The sequence below is a fragment of the Streptomyces sp. Root431 genome, from assembly GCF_001426585.1.
Lineage (GTDB): Bacteria > Actinomycetota > Actinomycetes > Streptomycetales > Streptomycetaceae > Streptomyces > Streptomyces stackebrandtii.
This window is the reverse complement of record NZ_LMEI01000013.1, coordinates 290,670-308,955: the sequence shown is the minus strand read 5'-3', so window position 1 is coordinate 308,955 and position 18,286 is coordinate 290,670. Positions and strand designations below refer to the sequence as shown.

Genomic DNA, 18,286 nt, shown 5'->3' with positions numbered 1-18,286 from the left:
CCCGTGGACGGGCGCCGACGCAATCCGTACGAACTGACCGACGAGTCGCCGGTGTACGTCATCTCGGTGGCGGCCCAGCTCTCGGGTCTGCACCCGCAGACCCTGCGGCAGTACGACCGTCTCGGTCTGGTCTCCCCGGACCGCACGGCCGGCCGGGGGCGCCGCTACTCGGCCCGTGACATCGAGCTGCTCCGTCAGGTGCAGCAGCTGTCGCAGGACGAGGGCATCAACCTGGCCGGAATCAAGCGGATCATCGAGCTGGAGAACCAGGTCGCGGCGCTGCAGAGCCGGATCGCCGAGCTGTCGGCCGCGGTCGACGGCGCGGCGGCGGCGATGCGGCAGCGCGAGGCCCAGGTGCACGCCTCGTACCGGCGCGACCTGGTGCCGTACCAGGAAGTGCAGCAGGCGAGCGCGCTGGTCGTCTGGCGCCCGAAGCGCGGCGAATAGCTCTTCGAAGGACATGCGACGAGGCCCCCTCCACCACGGTGGAGGGGGCCTCGTCGTCTCTCAGGGGATCAGCTCGCCCCTCTCAGGGGATCAGCTCGCCGACGATGTCGCCGACGGTCTCCCACCACGGCGAGGCGCCCGTGCCGAACGCGGCTGCGAGGGCGGTGCCGAGGGCGCGGTCGCGGGGGGTGGGTCCGCGGTCCCACTCGTCGATGACCTTGCCGTCGCCCGAGCAGAGGAGGGTGCCGAGCCGGTGTCCGTCGCGGGTGAACCGGCTGTAGTCGTACCCGCAGGGCACGAGCCGGTAGCGGACCCCGTCGGTCCGGACGTCCACGCGGTAGGAGCGCCGCAGGAGCCGGCCGCGCGCGGGCCGGATGGTGGCGGGCTCACCGTCGATGGTGAGCGTGAGCAGGGCGGGCTTGCGGGTCCCGATGGGGATGTGGGGGTCGGGACTGGTTCCCGGGGCCCGTATGAGCTCCACGGTGGGCAGCCCGTGGCCGGAGACCCGGAGCGTGCCCGCGTCCCCGTCGTGGTCGATCTGTACGTACACGCTGGTCAGTTGTCCCGTTCGAGGATGCCGGACTGGGCGATGAGGTAGCCGAGCTGCGCCCGGCTGCCGCTGCCGAGGGCGGTGGCGAGCTTGGCGATGTGCGCGCGGCAGGTGCGGACGTTCATGCCGAGGCGGCGGGCGATGGCCTCGTCGACGTGGCCTTCGACGAGGAGTTTGGCGATGGAGCGCTGGACGCCGCCGATGCCGTCGGTCTTGATGTCGTACGGGATCTCCTCGCGGATCGGCACCGCGAGCTGCCAGAACTGGTCGAAGACGCCGCCGAGGTAGGCGACCAGGCCGGGGTGGCGCAGTTCCAGGGCGACCTGGCGGTCGCTGCGGGCCGGGACGAAGGCGACCTCGCGGTCGACGATGATCAGCCGGTCGATGATCTCTTCCAGGGTGCGGACCTGGACCTCGGGGCCGACGTGCTCCAGGTAGGTCAGCGTGAGCTCGGTGTGGCGGGCCGTGTGCTGGTAGAGCGTGCGCATGCTGATGCCGCGGCCGAGGAGCGGCGAGACGCGGTCGAGGGCTTCGCTGAGGGCCTGCGCGGGGCGTCCGCCGCCGGGCTGGACGGTGAGCAGCTCGTGGCGGCAGTTGGCGACGACGCGGTCGAGGGTGGAGTTGATGCGGTCGATGCCCTCGAGCACGGTGATGGCGTGTGTGGTGGGGGAGTCGTGGGCGCTGATGGCCATGAACGGCTCGAAGGCGTCCGAGAGGGCGACGGTGCGCCGGCGGCGGTCGAGTATTTCCCGTTCGATGGGCTGGAGCAGCTGGGCGAGGGCGGCCGAGGGGGGAACCGGGCGCAGCCACTGGGCGTCGTCCGGGTCGGGGTGGAGCAGGGAGAGATCGAGGAGGCAGGGGGCCTCAAGGGTCTCTGACCGGGGTATTCGCCCGGTCCGCAGGGCGGCCGCGTACAGCTCGGAACCGGCTTGGCAGAGTTCGGCATACGAATGCGGGTGACCCGTTTCGTCCGCTTCTTTCCGCATATGTACACCCCCAGGCTCCTGCATCTCAGGAACATGATGCCTGGGTTTGGTGGTGCAGGTGCAGAGAGTAAGCCATCGTCTTACTCGCGGGGGTTGGTAAAGAGACGTTGCCTTCAAGTGAGGTTGCTCGGTGATGATGAAGAAGCTCATACGCACGGTGGCCGGTGTCGCCTTCATCGCGGCGGCCGCAGTGGGCGCCGTGGGAGTGACCCAGGACCCCGGTTGGCACACGGCGCCGGCCGAGGTGCAGGCCGCTCCGCTCGACCCGGGCTGGCACGCGGCCCCCGCGCTCCTCGGTGACCCGGGCTGGAGCGTGGCCCCCGCGCAGGATCCCGGCTGGAATTAGACGGGCGCATGAACGTACCCGATGACCCCAGGTTCCGCCGGGAGATGGCCTCGGCCTATCGATCCGGCTGGCACTTCGTCGATCTCGCCACGGCAATCCCCCACCGTGGCGACGCGCTGAAGGTCACCCTCTTCGGAGAACCGATCGTCGTGGCACGCGAGCAGGACGAGGACGTCCGTGCTTACCGCTGTCTCCGCCGTCCCCGCGGTGCCCCGCAGCCCATCCGCTGTGCCATCCGGTACGGCATGATCTTCGTCAATCTCGACCAGCGGGACCACCAGCTGATCGAACCAGAGACCATCACCGCCACCCCCCGCAGTGCCTGAGCGATTCCCCCGTCGTTGTAGATCGCTCCGGCACTTCCCCCACACAGCGGCGCCATCGCGGACCTGAAACGCGATGGCGCCGCTGTGCTGCGCCCACACTTTTTCTCAGGCGCGGCCCATCGCCCGCGTGAGGGCGATCTCGATGACGACCCGGTCCGGGTTCGGGGCCGGCGTGCGGCCGTACCGCTCGGCGTAGCGGGCGACGGCGTCCGCGACGACCTCGGCCTCCGTACGGATGCGGCCGACGCCCTCCAGGGTGGCCCAGCGCCCCTTGTCGACCTGGCAGACCGCCACGCGCGCGCCGTCCGCGCCCGCCGCCAGCACGTTGGCGACCTTCCGGCTGTTCTTGTTGGTGATGACCCGGGCGTATCCGCCCTCGGGGTCGTACGTGACGCCGACCGCCACCACGTGCGGGGTGCCGTCCGCGCGGGGGGTCGTCAGGGTGCACATGTGGTACTCGCGCCAGAAGCTGAGGTACGAGTCGGACGGGTTCCTCGGGTCTGTGGCCATGCCCCGGAAACTACCCGGGGGAGAACTCCCTCCGAAAGCTTGAGTGGAATGGACTCAACTTTGTGTACGCTGGAAGGGTCATAGAGGACGGATGGCGCCGTATACCGAGGAGGAACACCGCACGTGGACGTCGAACTGACCAACCGGAGCCGGGACGCGATCAACGCGGCCACGAGCCGCGCCGTGTCCGAGGGGAACCCGGACCTCACCCCCGCGCACCTGCTCCTGGCCCTGCTGGCGGGTCAGGACAACGAGAACATCACCGACCTGCTCGCCGCCGTCGAGGCCGACCAGGCGGTCGTGCGCGCCGGCGCGGAGCGGCTGATCGCCGCCCAGCCGAGCATCACGGGGTCCACGGTCGCGCCCCCGCAGCCCAACCGCGAGTTCCTCGCGGTCATCGCCGACGCCGACCGGCAGGCCAAGGCGCTCGGCGACGACTTCCTCTCCACCGAGCACCTGCTCATCGGGATCGCCGCCAAGGGCGGCCAGGCCGGTGAGATCCTCGACCGGCAGGGCGCGAGCGCAGCGAAGCTGCTCGACGCCTTCGAGAAGAGCAGGGGAGGACGCCGGGTGACCACACCCGACCCGGAAGGGCAGTACAAGGCGCTGGAGAAGTTCGGGACGGACTTCACGGCCGCCGCGCGCGAGGGCAAGCTGGACCCGGTCATCGGCCGGGACCACGAGATCCGGCGCGTGGTGCAGGTGCTGTCCCGCCGCACCAAGAACAACCCGGTCCTCATCGGTGAGCCCGGCGTCGGCAAGACCGCCGTCGTCGAGGGCCTCGCCCAGCGGATCGTGAAGGGCGACGTACCCGAGTCGCTGAAGAACAAGCGGCTCGTCTCGCTCGACCTCGGCGCCATGGTCGCCGGCGCCAAGTACCGAGGCGAGTTCGAGGAGCGGCTGAAGACCGTCCTCGCCGAGATCAAGGCCAGCGACGGCCAGATCATCACCTTCATCGACGAGCTGCACACGGTCGTCGGCGCGGGCGCCGGCGGCGACTCCGCCATGGACGCGGGCAACATGCTCAAGCCCATGCTGGCCCGCGGCGAGCTGCGGATGGTCGGCGCGACCACCCTCGACGAGTACCGCGAGCGGATCGAGAAGGACCCCGCCCTGGAGCGCCGCTTCCAGCAGGTCCTCGTCGCCGAGCCGACGGTCGAGGACACCATCGCGATCCTCCGCGGCCTCAAGGGCCGGTACGAGGCGCACCACAAGGTCCAGATCAACGACTCCGCGCTCGTCGCCGCCGCGACCCTCTCCGACCGGTACATCACCTCGCGCTTCCTCCCCGACAAGGCCATCGACCTCGTCGACGAGGCCGCCTCCCGGCTCCGGATGGAGATCGACTCCTCGCCCGTCGAGATCGACGAGCTCCAGCGCTCGGTCGACCGGCTCCGCATGGAGGAGCTGGCGCTGAAGAACGAGACGGACGCGGCGAGCAAGCAGCGCCTGGAGAAGCTGCGGCGCGACCTCGCCGACCGCGAGGAGGAGCTCCGCGGCCTCACCGCCCGCTGGGAGAAGGAGAAGCAGTCCCTCAACCGGGTCGGCGAGCTGAAGGAGCGCCTCGACGCGGCCCGCGGCCAGGCCGAGCGCGCCCAGCGCGACGGCGACTTCGACACCGCCTCCAAGCTGCTGTACGCCGAGATCCCGGCCCTTGAGCGGGAGCTGGCGGAGGCGAGCGAGGCCGAGGCCCAGCAGGAGTCGAACAAGGACACCATGGTCAAGGAGGAGGTCGGCCCCGACGACATCGCGGACGTCGTCGGCGCCTGGACCGGCATCCCCGCCGGCCGCCTCCTGGAGGGCGAGACGCAGAAGCTGCTGCGCATGGAGGACGAGCTCGGCAGGCGGCTGATCGGCCAGTCCGAGGCCGTGCAGGCCGTCTCCGACGCCGTGCGCCGCACCCGCGCGGGCATCGCCGACCCCGACCGCCCCACCGGCTCCTTCCTCTTCCTCGGCCCCACGGGTGTCGGCAAGACGGAGCTGGCGAAGGCGCTCGCGGACTTCCTCTTCGACGACGAGCGGGCCATGATCCGCATCGACATGTCGGAGTACGGCGAGAAGCACTCCGTCGCCCGGCTCGTCGGCGCGCCCCCCGGCTACGTGGGCTACGAGGAGGGCGGCCAGCTCACGGAGGCGGTCCGCCGCCGCCCGTACAGCGTGGTCCTGCTCGACGAGGTGGAGAAGGCGCACCCGGAGGTCTTCGACGTCCTGCTCCAGGTCCTCGACGACGGCCGCCTCACCGACGGCCAGGGCCGGACGGTGGACTTCCGCAACACCATCCTGATCCTGACCTCGAACCTCGGCAGCCAGTACCTCGTCGACCCGCTGACCTCGGAGGACGTCAAGAAGCAGCAGGTCCTGGACGTCGTCAGGGCCAGCTTCAAGCCGGAGTTCCTCAACCGGCTCGACGACCTCGTGGTCTTCTCGGCGCTCGACCGGGCCGAGCTGGGCCGGATCGCCCGGCTCCAGATCGACCGGCTCGCCAAGCGGCTCGCCGACCGCCGGCTCACCCTGGAGGTCACCCCGGAGGCCCTGGAGTGGCTCGCCGAGGAGGGCAACGACCCCGCGTACGGCGCCAGGCCGCTGCGCCGCCTCATCCAGACGGCGATCGGCGACCGGCTCGCGAAGGAGATCCTCGCGGGCGAGGTCGTGGACGGCGACACGGTCCGCGTGGACCGGTTCGAGGACGGTCTGATCGTCGGCCCGGCGCGGTGACGAGGGCGGTAAGGGGCGACGTTCTTGTCAGCCCGCAGCGGATCGCGGCTGGTGGGGCTCCCATGAACCGCCCGACATGGGGGAGGATGGCGAGCATCCGTACGAAGGGAAATTCACGGTGAGCATCGACCCGTCCTCGATTCCGAATTTCGGGGGCCAGCCCCAGCCTCAGGCCGCAGGACCGGCGGGCCCCGTCGTCCCCGACCAGGACCTCGTCAAGCAGCTCCTCGAGCAGATGGAGCTGAAGTACGTCGTCGACGACGAGGGTGACCTTGCGGCGCCGTGGGAGGAATTCCGCACGTACTTCATGTTCCGCGGCGAGGACGAGCAGCAGGTCTTCTCGGTGCGGACGTTCTACGACCGCCCGCACTCGGCCGACGACCGCGCCAGGATCCTCGACGCGATCGACGACTGGAACCGCCGCACCCTGTGGCCCAAGGTCTACACCCACCTGCACGAGGAGGAGGACGGCTCCGCCACCCTCCGCCTCATCGGTGAGGCCCAGATGCTGATCGGCACCGGCGTCGCCCTGGAGCACTTCGTGTCCTCCACGGTCAGCTGGGTCCGCGCCTCCATCGAGTTCGACAAGTGGGTCGTGGAGCAGTTCGGTCTGGAGACCCCCGAGCAGAAGTCGGGCGACGAGGAGGCCTGAGCCTCCCGCCCCCGCGCTGCACGCAGCACGCCGAAGCCCGGCCGGAACCGTGACCCTGGTGGTCACGGCCCTGGCCGGGCTTTCGTGCACCCTCGGGGCTCTCAGGGGCCTCAGGGGCCTCAGGGGCCTCAGGGGCCTCAGGGGCCTCGGGGGTCTCGGGGGCCTCAGGCGAGGCGCTTGAGGCGGGAGACGGCTTCCTCCAGGACCTCCGTCTTCTTGCAGAAGGCGAAGCGGACGAAGGGGGCGCCGGCCTCGCGGTGGTCGTAGAAGACGGCGTTCGGGATGGCGACGACGCCGGCGCGCTCGGGGAGGGTGCGGCAGAAGGCGAAGCCGTCGTCGGCGCCGAGGGGGCGGATGTCGGTGGTGACGAAGTAGGTGCCCGCCGGGCGGTAGACCGCGAAGCCCGCCTGCGCGAGGCCCTCGCTCAGCAGGTCCCGCTTGGCCTGGAGGTCGGCGCGGAGGCCGTCGAAGTACGTGGCCGGGAGGCGGAGCGCCTCGGCGATCGCGTACTGGAAGGGGCCGGAGGAGACGTACGTCAGGAACTGCTTGGCCGAGCGGACGGCGGTCGTCAGCTCGGGGCTCGCGGTGATCCAGCCGACCTTCCAGCCGGTGAACGAGAACGTCTTGCCGGACGAGCCGATGGTGACCGTGCGGTCCCGCATGCCGGGGAGGCTCGCGAGCGGGATGTGTTCGGTGCCGTCGAAGACCAGGTGCTCGTACACCTCGTCGGTGACGACCAGCAGGTCCCGCTCGATCGCCAGCTCGGCGACGGCGGTCAGCTCGGCCCGGCTGAGGACGGTGCCGGTGGGGTTGTGCGGGGTGTTGAGGAGGATGAGCCGGGTCCGGTCGGTGACGGCTGCCCGGAGCTCGTCCAGGTCGAGGACGTAGGCGCCCTCGTGCGGGCGGAGCGTGACGGGGACGCGGGTGCCGCCGGCCATCGCGACGCAGGCCGCGTACGAGTCGTAGTACGGCTCCAGGGCGATCACCTCGTCGCCGGGCTCCACGAGGGCGAGCAGCGCCGCCGCGATCGCCTCGGTGGCGCCGGCGGTGACCAGGACCTCCGTGTCGGGGTCGTACTCCAGGCCGTACCACTGCCGCTGGTGGTCGGCGACGGCCTGGCGCAGCTCGGGGACGCCGGGGCCGGGCGGGTACTGGTTGCCGCGGCCGTCCCGCAGCGCGCGGACCGCGGCCTCGCGGATCTCCTCGGGGCCGTCGGTGTCGGGGAAGCCCTGACCGAGGTTGATCGACCCGGTTCTGGCGGCGAGCGCGGACATCTCGGCGAAGATCGTCGTCCCGAATTCGGCGAGCCGGCGGTTGAGCAGCGGTCGTGTCATGACCGCCATCCTGGGGGGAAGCTCTGGACTTGCTCAAGTGCGCTTTGGCGAGGGCACGCCGCGGGGATCGCCCTGGCATGAACATCGCATTCTTCATCCTCGGGATCGCGGCCGTGATCGCGATCGTGGTGTGGGTCGTCGCGCTGTCGATGCGCGGCACCGTGCGTGCGGGTGGCGGCGTCGCCGGTGGCAGCGCTTCCGGTACCGACAGCTGGTGGGCCGGGTCGTCGGACTCCTCGTCCTCCTCCTCGTCCTCGTGTTCCTCGTCCTCGTCGTCCTCGTCCTCGTCCTGTTCCACCTCCAGCTCGTCGTGCTCGAGCTCGTCGTGCTCCTCGTCCTCCTGCTCCAGCTCCTCGTCCTCGTGCAGCTGAAGCTCTGGAATCGCTCAAGTCGGCTTTGACGGGGGGATGCAGAGGGCATCCCCCTCGTACAGAAGAACGGGGGTCGTACACATGGAACTCTTCATCATCTTCATCGGCGCGGTCGTCATCATCGGTCTGATCGCCGCCGTCCGGGGCATCACCGGCGCCGGCCACCCGCGCGCCAGGCGGAAGAGCGGCAGCAACTGGGCCGACGGCGGGGGCGGCGGGGGCTGCGGCGGGGGCGGGAGCTCCTGCAGCTCCGGATCCAGCTGTGGGGGTGGCGGCTGCGGCGGCGGCAGCTGAGCGCAACGGACCCGTAGGCACGTGACGTTGGCATTTCGGCGGATCTTGTCGATCAATTCTGATTGAACAATTGAACTGTGGGGTCCCCGAAGGGGTTGGAAACCACGGCAAGTTGGGTAAAAACGCTGCGAGTCGCTCGGCGTCCGTGGTTCTCTCGCTCCTGACAGAGACAGCCCTCGGACCGTGTGTGGAACCGAGCCGGCGATCCCCCACTCCCGTTGGACCCTCTCCGGGGCGCCCCCGGCCCACCCGTCAAACCGTGTTTGCGGAGCCGACCCATGCTCACCACCCTGAAAACCTCCTACACCGATACCCGCGCGGCCGATCTGGCCTGGGCCCTCGGGCGCGAGCCGCTGCCCGCCCTCGCCGTACTCGACCTCGAACTCTCCGGCGCCAGCCTCCAGTTGAGGCTTCTCGGCGCATCCCACCAGGTACTCCTGGAGGAGGAGGGGCGCAGCTGCTCGGAGACCGTCGCCTGCATGCCCGGCAGCAGCACCCCCCTCCCGCTCGGCGTCTCCAAGCGCGTCGGCGAATGGGAGTACGAATTCGCAGCGCGCGTCGAGACGCTCTCGCACGGCTCCTTCGCGGGCCGTGCGCAGGAGTTGCTCGCGCTCGTCGCCGACCACCCCAACGGACTCGCGGGGACCTTCCCCGGCTCCCCGCACGCCTTCACGGCGATGCTGGCGCAGCGTCACGAGGGGCAGGTGCGCTGGCGCACCTGGCACGCCTACCCGCAGGAAGGGCAGTTGGTGGTCACCCGGACCCGGATCGGCGCACGTATGCCCGCAACGCTCTGATACGCCCCTCCAGGGCTCCAGTTGCACTCGTGTGGGTGACAAGGAGCGCGTAAGTCGTGACGTAGCGTTACGTTCATGATCGAGCCGACCGTGACCATGCCACCCACAAGGGTGCGACAACCGCCCGTGCGGCGGCGCGAGCGGCCGCCCAGACCACCCAGACCGCCCAGGTCGCCCCGGTCGCCGCGATCGGGACAGGCGGTGCGCTTCCCGGTCCTCGCCGTGGTCTTCGTCTGCGCTGCCTGCGGTCTGGTCTACGAGCTGGAACTGGTCGCGCTCGCCTCGTACTTGATCGGCGACTCGGTCACCCAGGCCTCCGTCGTGCTCTCCGTGATGGTCTTCGCGATGGGAGTGGGCTCGCTCCTCGCCAAGCGGCTGCGCTGCCGCGCCGCCGTCGGCTTCGGCATGGTCGAGGCCGGGCTCGCGCTGATCGGCGGCTGTTCCGCCCTCGCGCTGTACGCGGCCTTCGCCTGGCTGGGTGAGTCGCGGTACGTCGTCGTGGCGTTCTCGCTCGCCATCGGCGTGCTCATCGGTGCGGAGATCCCGCTCCTCATGTCCCTGATACAGCGGGCCGGCTCCGTCCCCGAGTCGGGGGCAGGGGCCCGGTCAGGGGAGCGGACGGGGGCGCGGTCGGGGCTCGCTAAGCGGGCGCGGCGGCAGGCCCCGCCCGTCGAGCCGGACGACGCCGCGGGGACGGTCGCCGACCTCTTCGCCGCCGACTACGTCGGCGCGCTCGTCGGCGGCCTCGCCTTCCCCTTCCTCCTGCTGCCCTGGCTCGGCCAGCTCACCGGCGCGCTCGTCACCGGCGCGGTCAACGCGATCGCGGGCGGCGGCCTCGTGCTGTGGGTGTTCCGCCGCGACCTGACCGCCCGCTCCCGCGCCCTGCTGATCGGGGTGAACATGTCGGTCCTCGCCGTCCTCGCCACGGCGACCGTGCTCGTCGACGACTTCGAGGAGGCCGCGCGCCGGGCCGTGTACGGGGACCAGGTGCGGGTCGCCGTCCACACCGACCTCCAGGAGGTGGTGGTGACGGGAGGCCGCGAGGGGCCGCCCGACCTGTTCCTCGACGGGCGGCTGCGGGTGGCGGGCCAGGACGAGTACCGGTACCACGAGGCGCTCGTCCACCCCGCGATGAAGGGCCCGCACGCGCGCGTCCTGATCGTCGGCGGCGGGGACGGGCTCGCCGCCCGGGAGGTGCTGCGCTACTCCGGCGTCTCCTCCGTCACCGTCGTCGAGCTCGACCCCGGCGTCGTCCGCCTCGCCCGTACGGACCCGGCGCTCGCCACGCTCAACGCGCAGGCGTTCCGGGACCCCCGTGTCCGGGTGGTCTACGCGGACGCCTTCAACTGGCTCCGGGGCGCCGCCGATCGTGTGCAGGAACGGTACGACGTGGTGATCTCCGATCTCCCCGACCCGGGCATCACCCCCAGCACCAAGCTCTACTCGCAGGAGTTCCACGGACTCGTGGCCCGCGTCCTCACCGGTGCCGGGCGGTTCGCCGTGCACGCCGGATCGGTCACCGACCGGCCGCACACCTACTGGACGGTCGACGCCACCCTGCGCGCCGCCGGGTTCGCGACCCGCCCGTACAGCGCGAGCGGCCGCACCCCCGGCTTCGCGGCCGGCCCCGACCGCGCCGACCGCCACAGCGGTACGGAACAGGGACCGGGGGACTGGGGCTTCCTCCTCGCGGTCCCGGGCGACCGGCCGCCCGTCCTCGGTCTCGCTTCCGACGCGCCCCGGCTGCGCTCCCTCGGCGCGGGCACCCTGGAGGCCGCGGCGCGCCGCGCCGAGCGGGCCCGGGTCCCCGCGCTGCCGCCCTCGACCCTGGTGCACCCGCGCTACGGCAGCTGAAGGCGGAGTGCGGAGCGTGGAGCGCGGAGGGCGGTGGCAGGGGCGCGCGGGCCCCGGCGCAAAGAGGCGACGCCGCGCCCCGGCCTGAGTAGGCTCGGCTTCCATGGAGCATGAGGTGTTCGTTCCCGTACCGGCCGAGGCCCTGCGCGCGACGCTCACGGACCCGGCCCGGGTGGTGCGCTGCGTGCCCGGCCTCCAGCGGGACGCCGACGCGGAGGCGGGCCCCCTCGCGGGCCGGCTCAAGATCCGGGTCGGCGGCCACACCATCACCTACCGCGGCACCTTGCGGGTCGTCGAGCGGGACGGCGCCATCACCTACGAGGGGCAGGGTGCCGAGGCCCGGGGCAAGGGCTCGGCCGAGCTCTCCCTGACGGTCGTCCTCACCCCCGTGGGCGAGGGCACGAGCATCGGCTTCACCGGTGCGCTGACGGCGGCCGGCCGGCTCGCCGAGGCGACGGACGAGGCACGGGCCACGGCCGGCGTCCGGCTGCTCGACAAGTTCGTGGACGCGGTCACCGCGCTGATGGCGGCGCCGGAGGCATCGAAGGCATCGGAGGCGCCTCAGGCATCGGCGGCGGCACTGGACAAGGACGGCGCGGACTCCGACACGGACGCTTCCGACACGGACGCTTCCGACACGGACGCTTCCAACAGGGACGCTTCCAACACGGGCGCTTCCGACGCCGACGCCGACGCCGACGCCGACTCCGATCACGACGGTGTGGACGACGGGGTCGACGAGCCCGGGCGTTCCCCCGTCTTCGACGCGCCCGTCCCTCCCCCCTCCCTCGACCCCCTCCTCGACGAGAGCTTCGGCGCCACCCCGATCGACTTCCCCGCCCCGCAGCCCGCCGCCGAGGCCGCCCACGCGCGGCGGACCATGATCGGGCGCAGCGCCGAGGAGGTCGACCACGCCCCGCCGCGCGGCCGGTACGCCCCCGTGCCCGCGCCCGAGGCCGGCGGAGCGACCGCCACCCTGCGCTGGATCGCCCCCGCCGCCGCGCTCGCCATCGCCTCCGCCGTCGTCGTCGGCCGGGCTCTGCGCCGACGCCGCTGAATCGGCCCGGCACGTTTAGGGTCGGGGCGTGAGCATGCAGACGCGACTGACGGCGGGCGACGCCGAGTTGACCATCAGCCCCGAGCACGGCTGCCGGATCGAGGGCCTGCGGATCGGCGGCACCGAGGTGCTGCGCCAGGGCGAGCGGTTCGGGAGCTTCCCGATGGTGCCCTGGTGTGGGCGGACCGAGAACGGCCGCTTCCGCAACGGGGCGACCACGCACCAGCTGCCGGTCAACGCACCCCCGCACGCCATCCACGGCACCGTCCGCGACCTCGCCTGGAAGACGGCCCGGGTCGACGAGACCTCGGCGGTCTTCACCTGCGAGCTCGGGGACCCCTGGCCGTACAAGGGCAAGGTCACCCAGGTCTTCGAACTGGCCGAGGACTCCCTCACCCTCGCCTTCGGCGTCGAGACCTACGACGACTCCTTCCCGGCGCAGGCCGGCTGGCACCCCTGGTTCCTGCGGAACCTCGGCCGGGGTGGCCAGGACGTGCAGCTCGACTTCGCCCCCGCCTGGCAGGAGGAGCGCGGCGAGAACCACCTCCCCACCGGCCGCCGGATCGACCCCCTCCCCGGCCCCTGGGACGACTGCTTCGGCATGCCCGGCGGCGTCGACGTCACCCTCACCTGGCCGGACGAGCTGGAGCTGAAGGTCACCAGCCGCGCCGAGTGGGTCGTGATCTACGACGAGCCGGCGGAGGCCGTCTGCGTCGAGCCGCAGTCCGGTCCGCCGAACGGCCTCAACACCCACCCGCGTCTCGTCACCCCGATCGACCCCCTGGAGGTCGGGAGCGTCTGGCGCTGGCGGAGCCTGTAGACGACGGTAGGCGCCCGTGCGCGGACGCCCCTTAAGCTGCTGACCATGACTGACGTACGCGCTGAGCTGCTCCAGCAGATCAAGGACAAGGCCGTGGTACACGGCAAGGTGACCCTCTCTTCGGGTCTGGAAGCCGACTACTACATCGACCTGCGCCGGGTCACGCTGGACGGCAAGGCCGCGCCGCTGGTCGGCCAGGTCATGCTCGACCTCACCGCCGACCTGGACTTCGACTGCGTCGGCGGTCTGACCCTGGGCGCCGACCCGGTCGCGACCTCGATGCTGCACGCCTCCGCCGCGCGCGGACAGCGCCTCGACGCCTTCGTCGTACGGAAGGCGCAGAAGGCGCACGGCATGCAGCGCCGTATCGAGGGGACGGACGTGAAGGGCCGCCGCTGCCTCGTCGTCGAGGACACCTCCACCACCGGCGGCTCGCCGCTGACCGCCGTCGAGGCCGTCCGCGAGGCGGGCGGCGAGGTCGTGGCCGTGGCCACGATCGTGGACCGGGGCGCTGCCGGCGCGATCGACGGTGCGGGCCTGCCGTACCTCACCGGCTACCAGCTGGCCGATCTCGGCCTGGCGTAACCGCCGCGAAGTCGTGACTTAGGTCCCGGACCCCGGTCAGACCGGTCCTGACCTGCATTTTCGGGGTGTTTCACGTGAAACACCCCGCCCCTTGTCGTGCCGTGCCCGTGGGAGCTCGGACGAGAGTCTGAAAGGATGGGGTCGACGATGACGTCGCCCCCAGGTCAGGGACAGCAACGCACACACCCCGCACATCACAAGGAGCGGACGAATGCCCATCGCAACCCCCGAGGTCTACAACGAGATGCTCGACCGGGCGAAGGCAGGCAAGTTCGCCTACCCGGCCATCAATGTGACCTCGACCCAGACTCTGCACGCGGCGCTGCGAGGCTTCGCGGAGGCCGAGAGCGACGGCATCATCCAGATCTCGACCGGTGGAGCCGAGTTCCTGGGCGGCCAGTACAACAAGGACATGGTCACGGGCGCCGTTGCCCTGGCCGAGTTCGCGCACATCGTCGCCGCGAAGTACGACATCACGGTGGCTCTGCACACCGACCACTGCCCGAAGGACAAGCTGGACGGCTACGTCCGTCCGCTGCTCGACATCTCCGCCGAGCGCGTCGCCCGTGGCGAGAACCCGCTGTTCCAGTCGCACATGTGGGACGGCTCCGCCGAGACCCTCGCCGACAACCTGGCCATCGGCCAGGAGCTGCTCGCGAAGGCCGCCGCCGCCAAGATCATCCTTGAGGTCGAGATCACCCCGACCGGCGGCGAGGAGGACGGCGTCACCCACGAGATCAACGACGAGCTGTACACCACCGTCGACGACGCGATCCGCACCGCCGAGGCCCTCGGCCTGGGCGAGAAGGGCCGCTACCTGCTGGCCGCGTCCTTCGGCAACGTGCACGGCGTCTACAAGCCGGGCAACGTCGTGCTCCGCCCCGAGCTCCTCAAGGACCTCCAGGCGGGCGTCGCCGAGAAGTTCGGCAAGGTCAACCCGTTCGACTTCGTCTTCCACGGCGGCTCGGGCTCGACCGCCGAGGAGATCGCCACCGCGCTGGAGAACGGCGTCGTGAAGATGAACCTCGACACCGACACCCAGTACGCCTTCACCCGTCCGGTCGTGGACCACATGTTCCGCAACTACGACGGTGTCCTGAAGGTCGACGGCGAGGTCGGCAAGAAGTCCACCTACGACCCGCGCACCTGGGGCAAGCTGGCCGAGGCCGGCATGGCCGTCCGCGTGACCGAGGCGTGTGCCGCGCTGCGCTCGACCGGCACGAAGCTGAAGTAAGCGGCGTAGCCGAAGTCAGCGAAGTAAGTGAAGTAAGCGTGTGAGCGACGGGCCCGGTACCTCCTGAGGTGCCGGGCCCTCGTGCGTCGACGGGAGGGCCTGATGTACGACTTCGACCGCGAGATAGACCGGCACGGCACCTGGTCGGTGCAGTGGGACGGGATAGCGGACCGCTTCGGCGTCCCCGACCTGCTGCCCTTCACCATCTCCGACATGGACTTCGCCTCTCCTCCCGAGGTCCTCGCCGCCCTGCGCGACCGCGTCGACCACGGCGTCTTCGGCTACACGGACTGGCGGCTCGGCGACTTCCGGGACGCGATCGGACACTGGTACGCGAGCCGGTACGCGACCGAGATCGACCCCGGGGCGCTGGTGTACGCGCCGTCCGTGCTCAACCAGCTCTCGCAGCTCCTGCGGATGTGGACGGAGCCCGGCGACGGCGTCGTCGTCCACACCCCCACCTACGACGGCTTCCGCAAGGCCGTCACCGGGCTCGGGCGCGAGCTGCGGGGCGTGCCGCTCGGGGACCTCGACGCGCTGGAGCGGGAGCTCGCCCGCCCCGACAGCCGGATGCTGCTGCTCTGCTCCCCGCACAACCCGACCGGCCGGGTGTGGACCGAGGAGGAGCTCGCCGCCTTCGCCGAGCTGGCCGAGCGCCACGGGGCGGCCGTCGTCAGCGACGAGATCCACGCCGACCTCACGACCGACGGCCACCGCCACGTCCCGTGGAGCCGGGTGGCCGAGCCGGGCCGGGGCCGGCGCTGGGCGCTCGTCACCTCCGGCACGAAGGCCTTCAATTTTCCCGCGCTCTCCGGCTCGTACGGGATCGTGGGCGACCCGGACGAGCGCGAGGCGTTCGTGCGGCGCATGGAGACCGGTGAGGGCCTCGCCTCGCCCGCCGTGCTCTCGCTGACCGCCCACATCGCCGCGTACCGGCAGGGCGCGCCGTGGCTGGACGCGCTGCGCGGCTATGTCGCGGGCACGATGGAGCTGCTCCGGGAGCGGCTGGCGACGGGGCTGCCCGGCGTCGTGTGGGAGCCCCCGCAGGCCGGCTACCTGGCCTGGATCGACCTGCGGCCGCTCGGGATCGAGGAGACCCGGCTCCAGGAGGAGCTGGTGTCCGTGGAGAAGGTCGCGATCATGCCGGGCGGGGTGTACGGGACGCCCGGCTTCGTCCGGCTGAACGTGGGCTGCCCGAGGAAGAAGGCGGAGCGGGGCGTGGACGCGCTGATCCGCGCGGCGAGCCGGTTGCGCACGACCTGACGCGGGCGGGGCCCGAAGGGCGGGTGCGTCCTCTTCGCGGGACCATGGCAGGCATGGGCGAGCGGGACGTGCGGATGGCGTCGGGGACCGGTCGGTGGATCGTGTTCACGACCGTCCTCGGGTCCGGGATGGTGCTGCTCGACTCCACCGTCGTCAACGTGGCCCTGCCGCACATCGGCGAGGACCTGGACGCCGACATGGGCGCGCTCCAGTGGACCGTCAACGCCTACATGCTGACCCTCGCCGGGCTGATCCTGCTCGGCGGGGCGCTCGGCGACCGGTACGGGCGGCGCCGGGTCTTCGTGATCGGCGTCGTGTGGTTCGCGGTGGCCTCGCTGCTGTGCGGGCTCGCGCCGAACGCCGGGATCCTGATCGCGGCCCGCGCCCTCCAGGGCGTCGGCGGAGCCCTGCTCACGCCCGGCTCGCTCGCGCTGATCCAGGCCAGTTTCCACGAGGACGACCGGGCCAAGGCGGTCGGCCTGTGGTCCGGCTTCGGCGGTGTGGGCGCGGCGATCGGGCCGTTCGTCGGCGGCTGGCTGGTGGACGGCCCCGGCTGGCGGTGGGTGTTCCTGCTGAACGTGCCGCTCGCCGCCCTCTGCGTGCCCGTCGCCCTGCGTCACGTGCCCGAGTCGCGGGACGAGACCGCGCACGGCCGCTTCGACGTGCTCGGCGCGGTCCTGGGCGCGGCGGCGCTCGGGCTCGTGACGTACGCGCTGATCGGCGCGGCCTGGTGGGCGGGGGCGGTCGGGGTGGTGCTCGGGGCGGCGTTCGTGATGGTGGAGCGGCGGCGCGGCGAGCGCGCGATGGCGCCGCCGTCGATCTTCGCGTCCCGGATGTTCACGGCGGTCAACCTGGTCACGCTCTGTGTGTACGCGGCGTTCGGCGGTTTCTTCTTCCTCGCCGCGCTCCAGCTCCAGGTGGTCTCCGGCTACTCGGCGCTCGGCGCCGGTACGGCCCTGCTGCCGACGACCGTGCTGATGCTGCTGCTGTCGGCGAAGTCCGGCGAGGTGGGGGAGCGGATCGGGCCCCGGATCCCGCTCACGGTGGGGCCGCTGCTGTGCGCGGCGGGGATGCTGCTGATGCTGCGGGTCGGGGAGGACGCCTCGTACGTACGGGACGTGCTGCCGGCCGTGCTGGTGCTCGGCCTCGGCATGACGGCCCTGGTCGCGCCGCTGACCGCGACCGTCCTGGCCTCGGTGGACGTGGGCAGGGCGGGCCTGGCGAGCGGCATCAACAACGCGGCGGCGCGGGCGGCCGGGCTGCTCGCGGTGGCCGCGCTGCCGCTGCTCGCGGGGATGGGCCCGGAGGCGTACCTCTCGGCGACGGAGTTCGACGAGACCTTCCGGCGCGCGATGCCGATGTGCGCGGGGATCCTGGTGGTCGGGGCGGTGCTCGCCTGGACGACGATGCGGACCCGGCCGGCGGGCGCGGAGTGCCACCCGGAGTGCCGGGTGCACTGCGGGGTGACGTCGCCGCCGCTGGACCCCGGGGAGCGGGACGCCGGCCGCTGAGACACGCCCTAGGGTGGTCCCCATGGCCATCCACGAGAACCTCCTGGGGGGACCCGCCCCCACCCACCTGCCGGACGAGCCGGGTCCGCGCGAGCTGCTCGCGAGCGGCACGGCGCCGGCCGAGGTCGCCGCGCAGTACCCGACCTCCTCGCTCGCCTGGGCCCGCCTCGCCGACGACGCCTTCGAGGGCGGCCGGGTCGTCGAGTCGTACGCCTACGCCCGTACGGGCTACCACCGCGGCCTGGACGCGCTGCGCCGCGCGGGCTGGAAGGGCCACGGCCCCGTGCCGTGGGAGCACGAGCCGAACCGCGGCTTCCTGCGCGCCCTGCACGCCCTCGCCCGGGCGGCGGGCGAGATCGGCGAGAAGGCGGAGTTCGAGCGCTGCACGACCTTCCTGCGGGACTCCTCGGAGACCGCGGCGGAGACGCTCGGCTGACCTTCCGGACGACCACCGGAACGACCTTCCGGACGACCACCGGAACGACCTTCCGGACGACCACGGAACGACCTTCCGGAGGGCCCTCCGAACGACCTGATCCGTCCCGGTTTCCCCCTGTCCTGCCGGGCAGGGGGAAATCGGGACAGACCTCTCGACGCCACCGAGCGCGTTCGAAGACGTTCGAAGAGGGCCGGT

Annotated in this window: 20 protein-coding genes; 16 read left to right on the top strand and 4 right to left on the bottom strand. The window is 71.7% G+C overall.

Annotation, left to right across the window (positions count from 1 at the left end; translation table 11 throughout):
* The first annotated feature begins 3 nt into the window (after window positions 1-3).
* Complete coding sequence (locus ASC82_RS26860; protein ID WP_056653202.1) at window positions 4-447, top strand: helix-turn-helix domain-containing protein; 444 nt, start codon at window positions 4-6, stop codon at window positions 445-447.
* Between the two features lie 82 nt (window positions 448-529).
* Here ASC82_RS26860 and ASC82_RS26855 read toward each other — a convergent pair whose 3' ends face one another.
* Together ASC82_RS26855 and ASC82_RS26850 are read right to left on the bottom strand one after the other, a co-directional pair.
* On the bottom strand, window positions 530-997 hold the full coding sequence (locus ASC82_RS26855) for a hypothetical protein (protein WP_056653199.1): 468 nt from the start codon (window positions 995-997) through the stop codon (window positions 530-532).
* Between the two features lie 5 nt (window positions 998-1,002).
* Entirely contained in the window at window positions 1,003-1,983 is a 981-nt protein-coding gene (locus ASC82_RS26850) for a hypothetical protein (protein WP_056653196.1), read from the bottom strand.
* 136 nt (window positions 1,984-2,119) lie between these two features.
* On the opposite strand from ASC82_RS26850, the gene ASC82_RS26845 reads away from it, so the two are divergent.
* Together ASC82_RS26845 and ASC82_RS26840 are read left to right on the top strand one after the other, a co-directional pair.
* Entirely contained in the window at window positions 2,120-2,329 is a 210-nt protein-coding gene (locus ASC82_RS26845; RefSeq protein ID WP_157863510.1) for a hypothetical protein, read from the top strand.
* Window positions 2,330-2,337: 8 nt separating this feature from the next.
* On the top strand, window positions 2,338-2,655 hold the full coding sequence (locus ASC82_RS26840) for a hypothetical protein (RefSeq protein ID WP_056653193.1): 318 nt from the start codon (window positions 2,338-2,340) through the stop codon (window positions 2,653-2,655).
* Window positions 2,656-2,760: 105 nt separating this feature from the next.
* Here ASC82_RS26840 and ASC82_RS26835 read toward each other — a convergent pair whose 3' ends face one another.
* The gene (locus ASC82_RS26835; protein ID WP_024755934.1) at window positions 2,761-3,165 is read right to left on the bottom strand and encodes a pyridoxamine 5'-phosphate oxidase family protein; all 405 of its coding nucleotides are present in this window, start codon (window positions 3,163-3,165) and stop codon (window positions 2,761-2,763) included.
* A gap of 123 nt (window positions 3,166-3,288) precedes the next feature.
* Between ASC82_RS26835 and clpB the strand changes: the two genes are divergently transcribed.
* Both clpB and ASC82_RS26825 read left to right on the top strand, forming a co-directional pair.
* Entirely contained in the window at window positions 3,289-5,880 is a 2,592-nt protein-coding gene (gene clpB / locus ASC82_RS26830; RefSeq protein WP_056653190.1) for an ATP-dependent chaperone ClpB, read from the top strand.
* A gap of 118 nt (window positions 5,881-5,998) precedes the next feature.
* Entirely contained in the window at window positions 5,999-6,532 is a 534-nt protein-coding gene (locus tag ASC82_RS26825) for a YbjN domain-containing protein (protein WP_056653188.1), read from the top strand.
* Between the two features lie 164 nt (window positions 6,533-6,696).
* Here the strand turns inward: ASC82_RS26825 and ASC82_RS26820 are convergent, their stop codons facing one another.
* Window positions 6,697-7,866, bottom strand: coding sequence for a pyridoxal phosphate-dependent aminotransferase (locus tag ASC82_RS26820; RefSeq protein ID WP_107105977.1), 1,170 nt, complete (start codon window positions 7,864-7,866; stop codon window positions 6,697-6,699).
* A gap of 214 nt (window positions 7,867-8,080) precedes the next feature.
* Between ASC82_RS26820 and ASC82_RS30475 the strand changes: the two genes are divergently transcribed.
* The 11 genes from ASC82_RS30475 to ASC82_RS26765 all read left to right on the top strand — a co-directional run bounded on the left by ASC82_RS30475 (window position 8,081) and on the right by ASC82_RS26765 (window position 18,088).
* Entirely contained in the window at window positions 8,081-8,266 is a 186-nt protein-coding gene (locus ASC82_RS30475) for a hypothetical protein (RefSeq protein WP_056653182.1), read from the top strand.
* Window positions 8,267-8,318: 52 nt separating this feature from the next.
* On the top strand, window positions 8,319-8,531 hold the full coding sequence (locus tag ASC82_RS26810) for a hypothetical protein (protein WP_056653179.1): 213 nt from the start codon (window positions 8,319-8,321) through the stop codon (window positions 8,529-8,531).
* Between the two features lie 278 nt (window positions 8,532-8,809).
* Complete coding sequence (locus ASC82_RS26805) at window positions 8,810-9,328, top strand: DUF2617 family protein (protein ID WP_056653176.1); 519 nt, start codon at window positions 8,810-8,812, stop codon at window positions 9,326-9,328.
* Between the two features lie 201 nt (window positions 9,329-9,529).
* Window positions 9,530-11,182: a spermidine synthase gene (locus ASC82_RS26800; RefSeq protein WP_242427790.1), complete on the top strand. Its 1,653-nt coding sequence runs from the start codon at window positions 9,530-9,532 to the stop codon at window positions 11,180-11,182.
* A 103-nt stretch (window positions 11,183-11,285) separates the two neighbouring features.
* Window positions 11,286-12,239: an SRPBCC family protein gene (locus tag ASC82_RS26795; protein ID WP_056653171.1), complete on the top strand. Its 954-nt coding sequence runs from the start codon at window positions 11,286-11,288 to the stop codon at window positions 12,237-12,239.
* A gap of 34 nt (window positions 12,240-12,273) precedes the next feature.
* Window positions 12,274-13,059, top strand: coding sequence for an aldose epimerase (locus ASC82_RS26790; protein ID WP_056653168.1), 786 nt, complete (start codon window positions 12,274-12,276; stop codon window positions 13,057-13,059).
* A 45-nt stretch (window positions 13,060-13,104) separates the two neighbouring features.
* Window positions 13,105-13,644 (top strand): orotate phosphoribosyltransferase, encoded by a 540-nt coding sequence (pyrE, locus tag ASC82_RS26785; RefSeq protein ID WP_056653165.1) that lies wholly within the window; start codon window positions 13,105-13,107, stop codon window positions 13,642-13,644.
* A gap of 211 nt (window positions 13,645-13,855) precedes the next feature.
* Window positions 13,856-14,878 carry a class II fructose-bisphosphate aldolase gene (gene fbaA / locus ASC82_RS26780; RefSeq protein ID WP_056653162.1) on the top strand — a complete coding sequence of 341 codons (1,023 nt, stop codon included), beginning with the start codon at window positions 13,856-13,858 and terminating at the stop codon, window positions 14,876-14,878.
* Between the two features lie 102 nt (window positions 14,879-14,980).
* Window positions 14,981-16,141 carry a MalY/PatB family protein gene (locus ASC82_RS26775; protein WP_056653159.1) on the top strand — a complete coding sequence of 387 codons (1,161 nt, stop codon included), beginning with the start codon at window positions 14,981-14,983 and terminating at the stop codon, window positions 16,139-16,141.
* A 53-nt stretch (window positions 16,142-16,194) separates the two neighbouring features.
* Window positions 16,195-17,652 carry an MFS transporter gene (locus ASC82_RS26770; protein WP_056653155.1) on the top strand — a complete coding sequence of 486 codons (1,458 nt, stop codon included), beginning with the start codon at window positions 16,195-16,197 and terminating at the stop codon, window positions 17,650-17,652.
* Window positions 17,653-17,674: 22 nt separating this feature from the next.
* A complete protein-coding gene (locus tag ASC82_RS26765) occupies window positions 17,675-18,088 on the top strand; it encodes a DUF3151 domain-containing protein (protein WP_024758824.1) in 414 nt (137 codons plus the stop codon).
* Window positions 18,089-18,286: the final 198 nt, after the last annotated feature.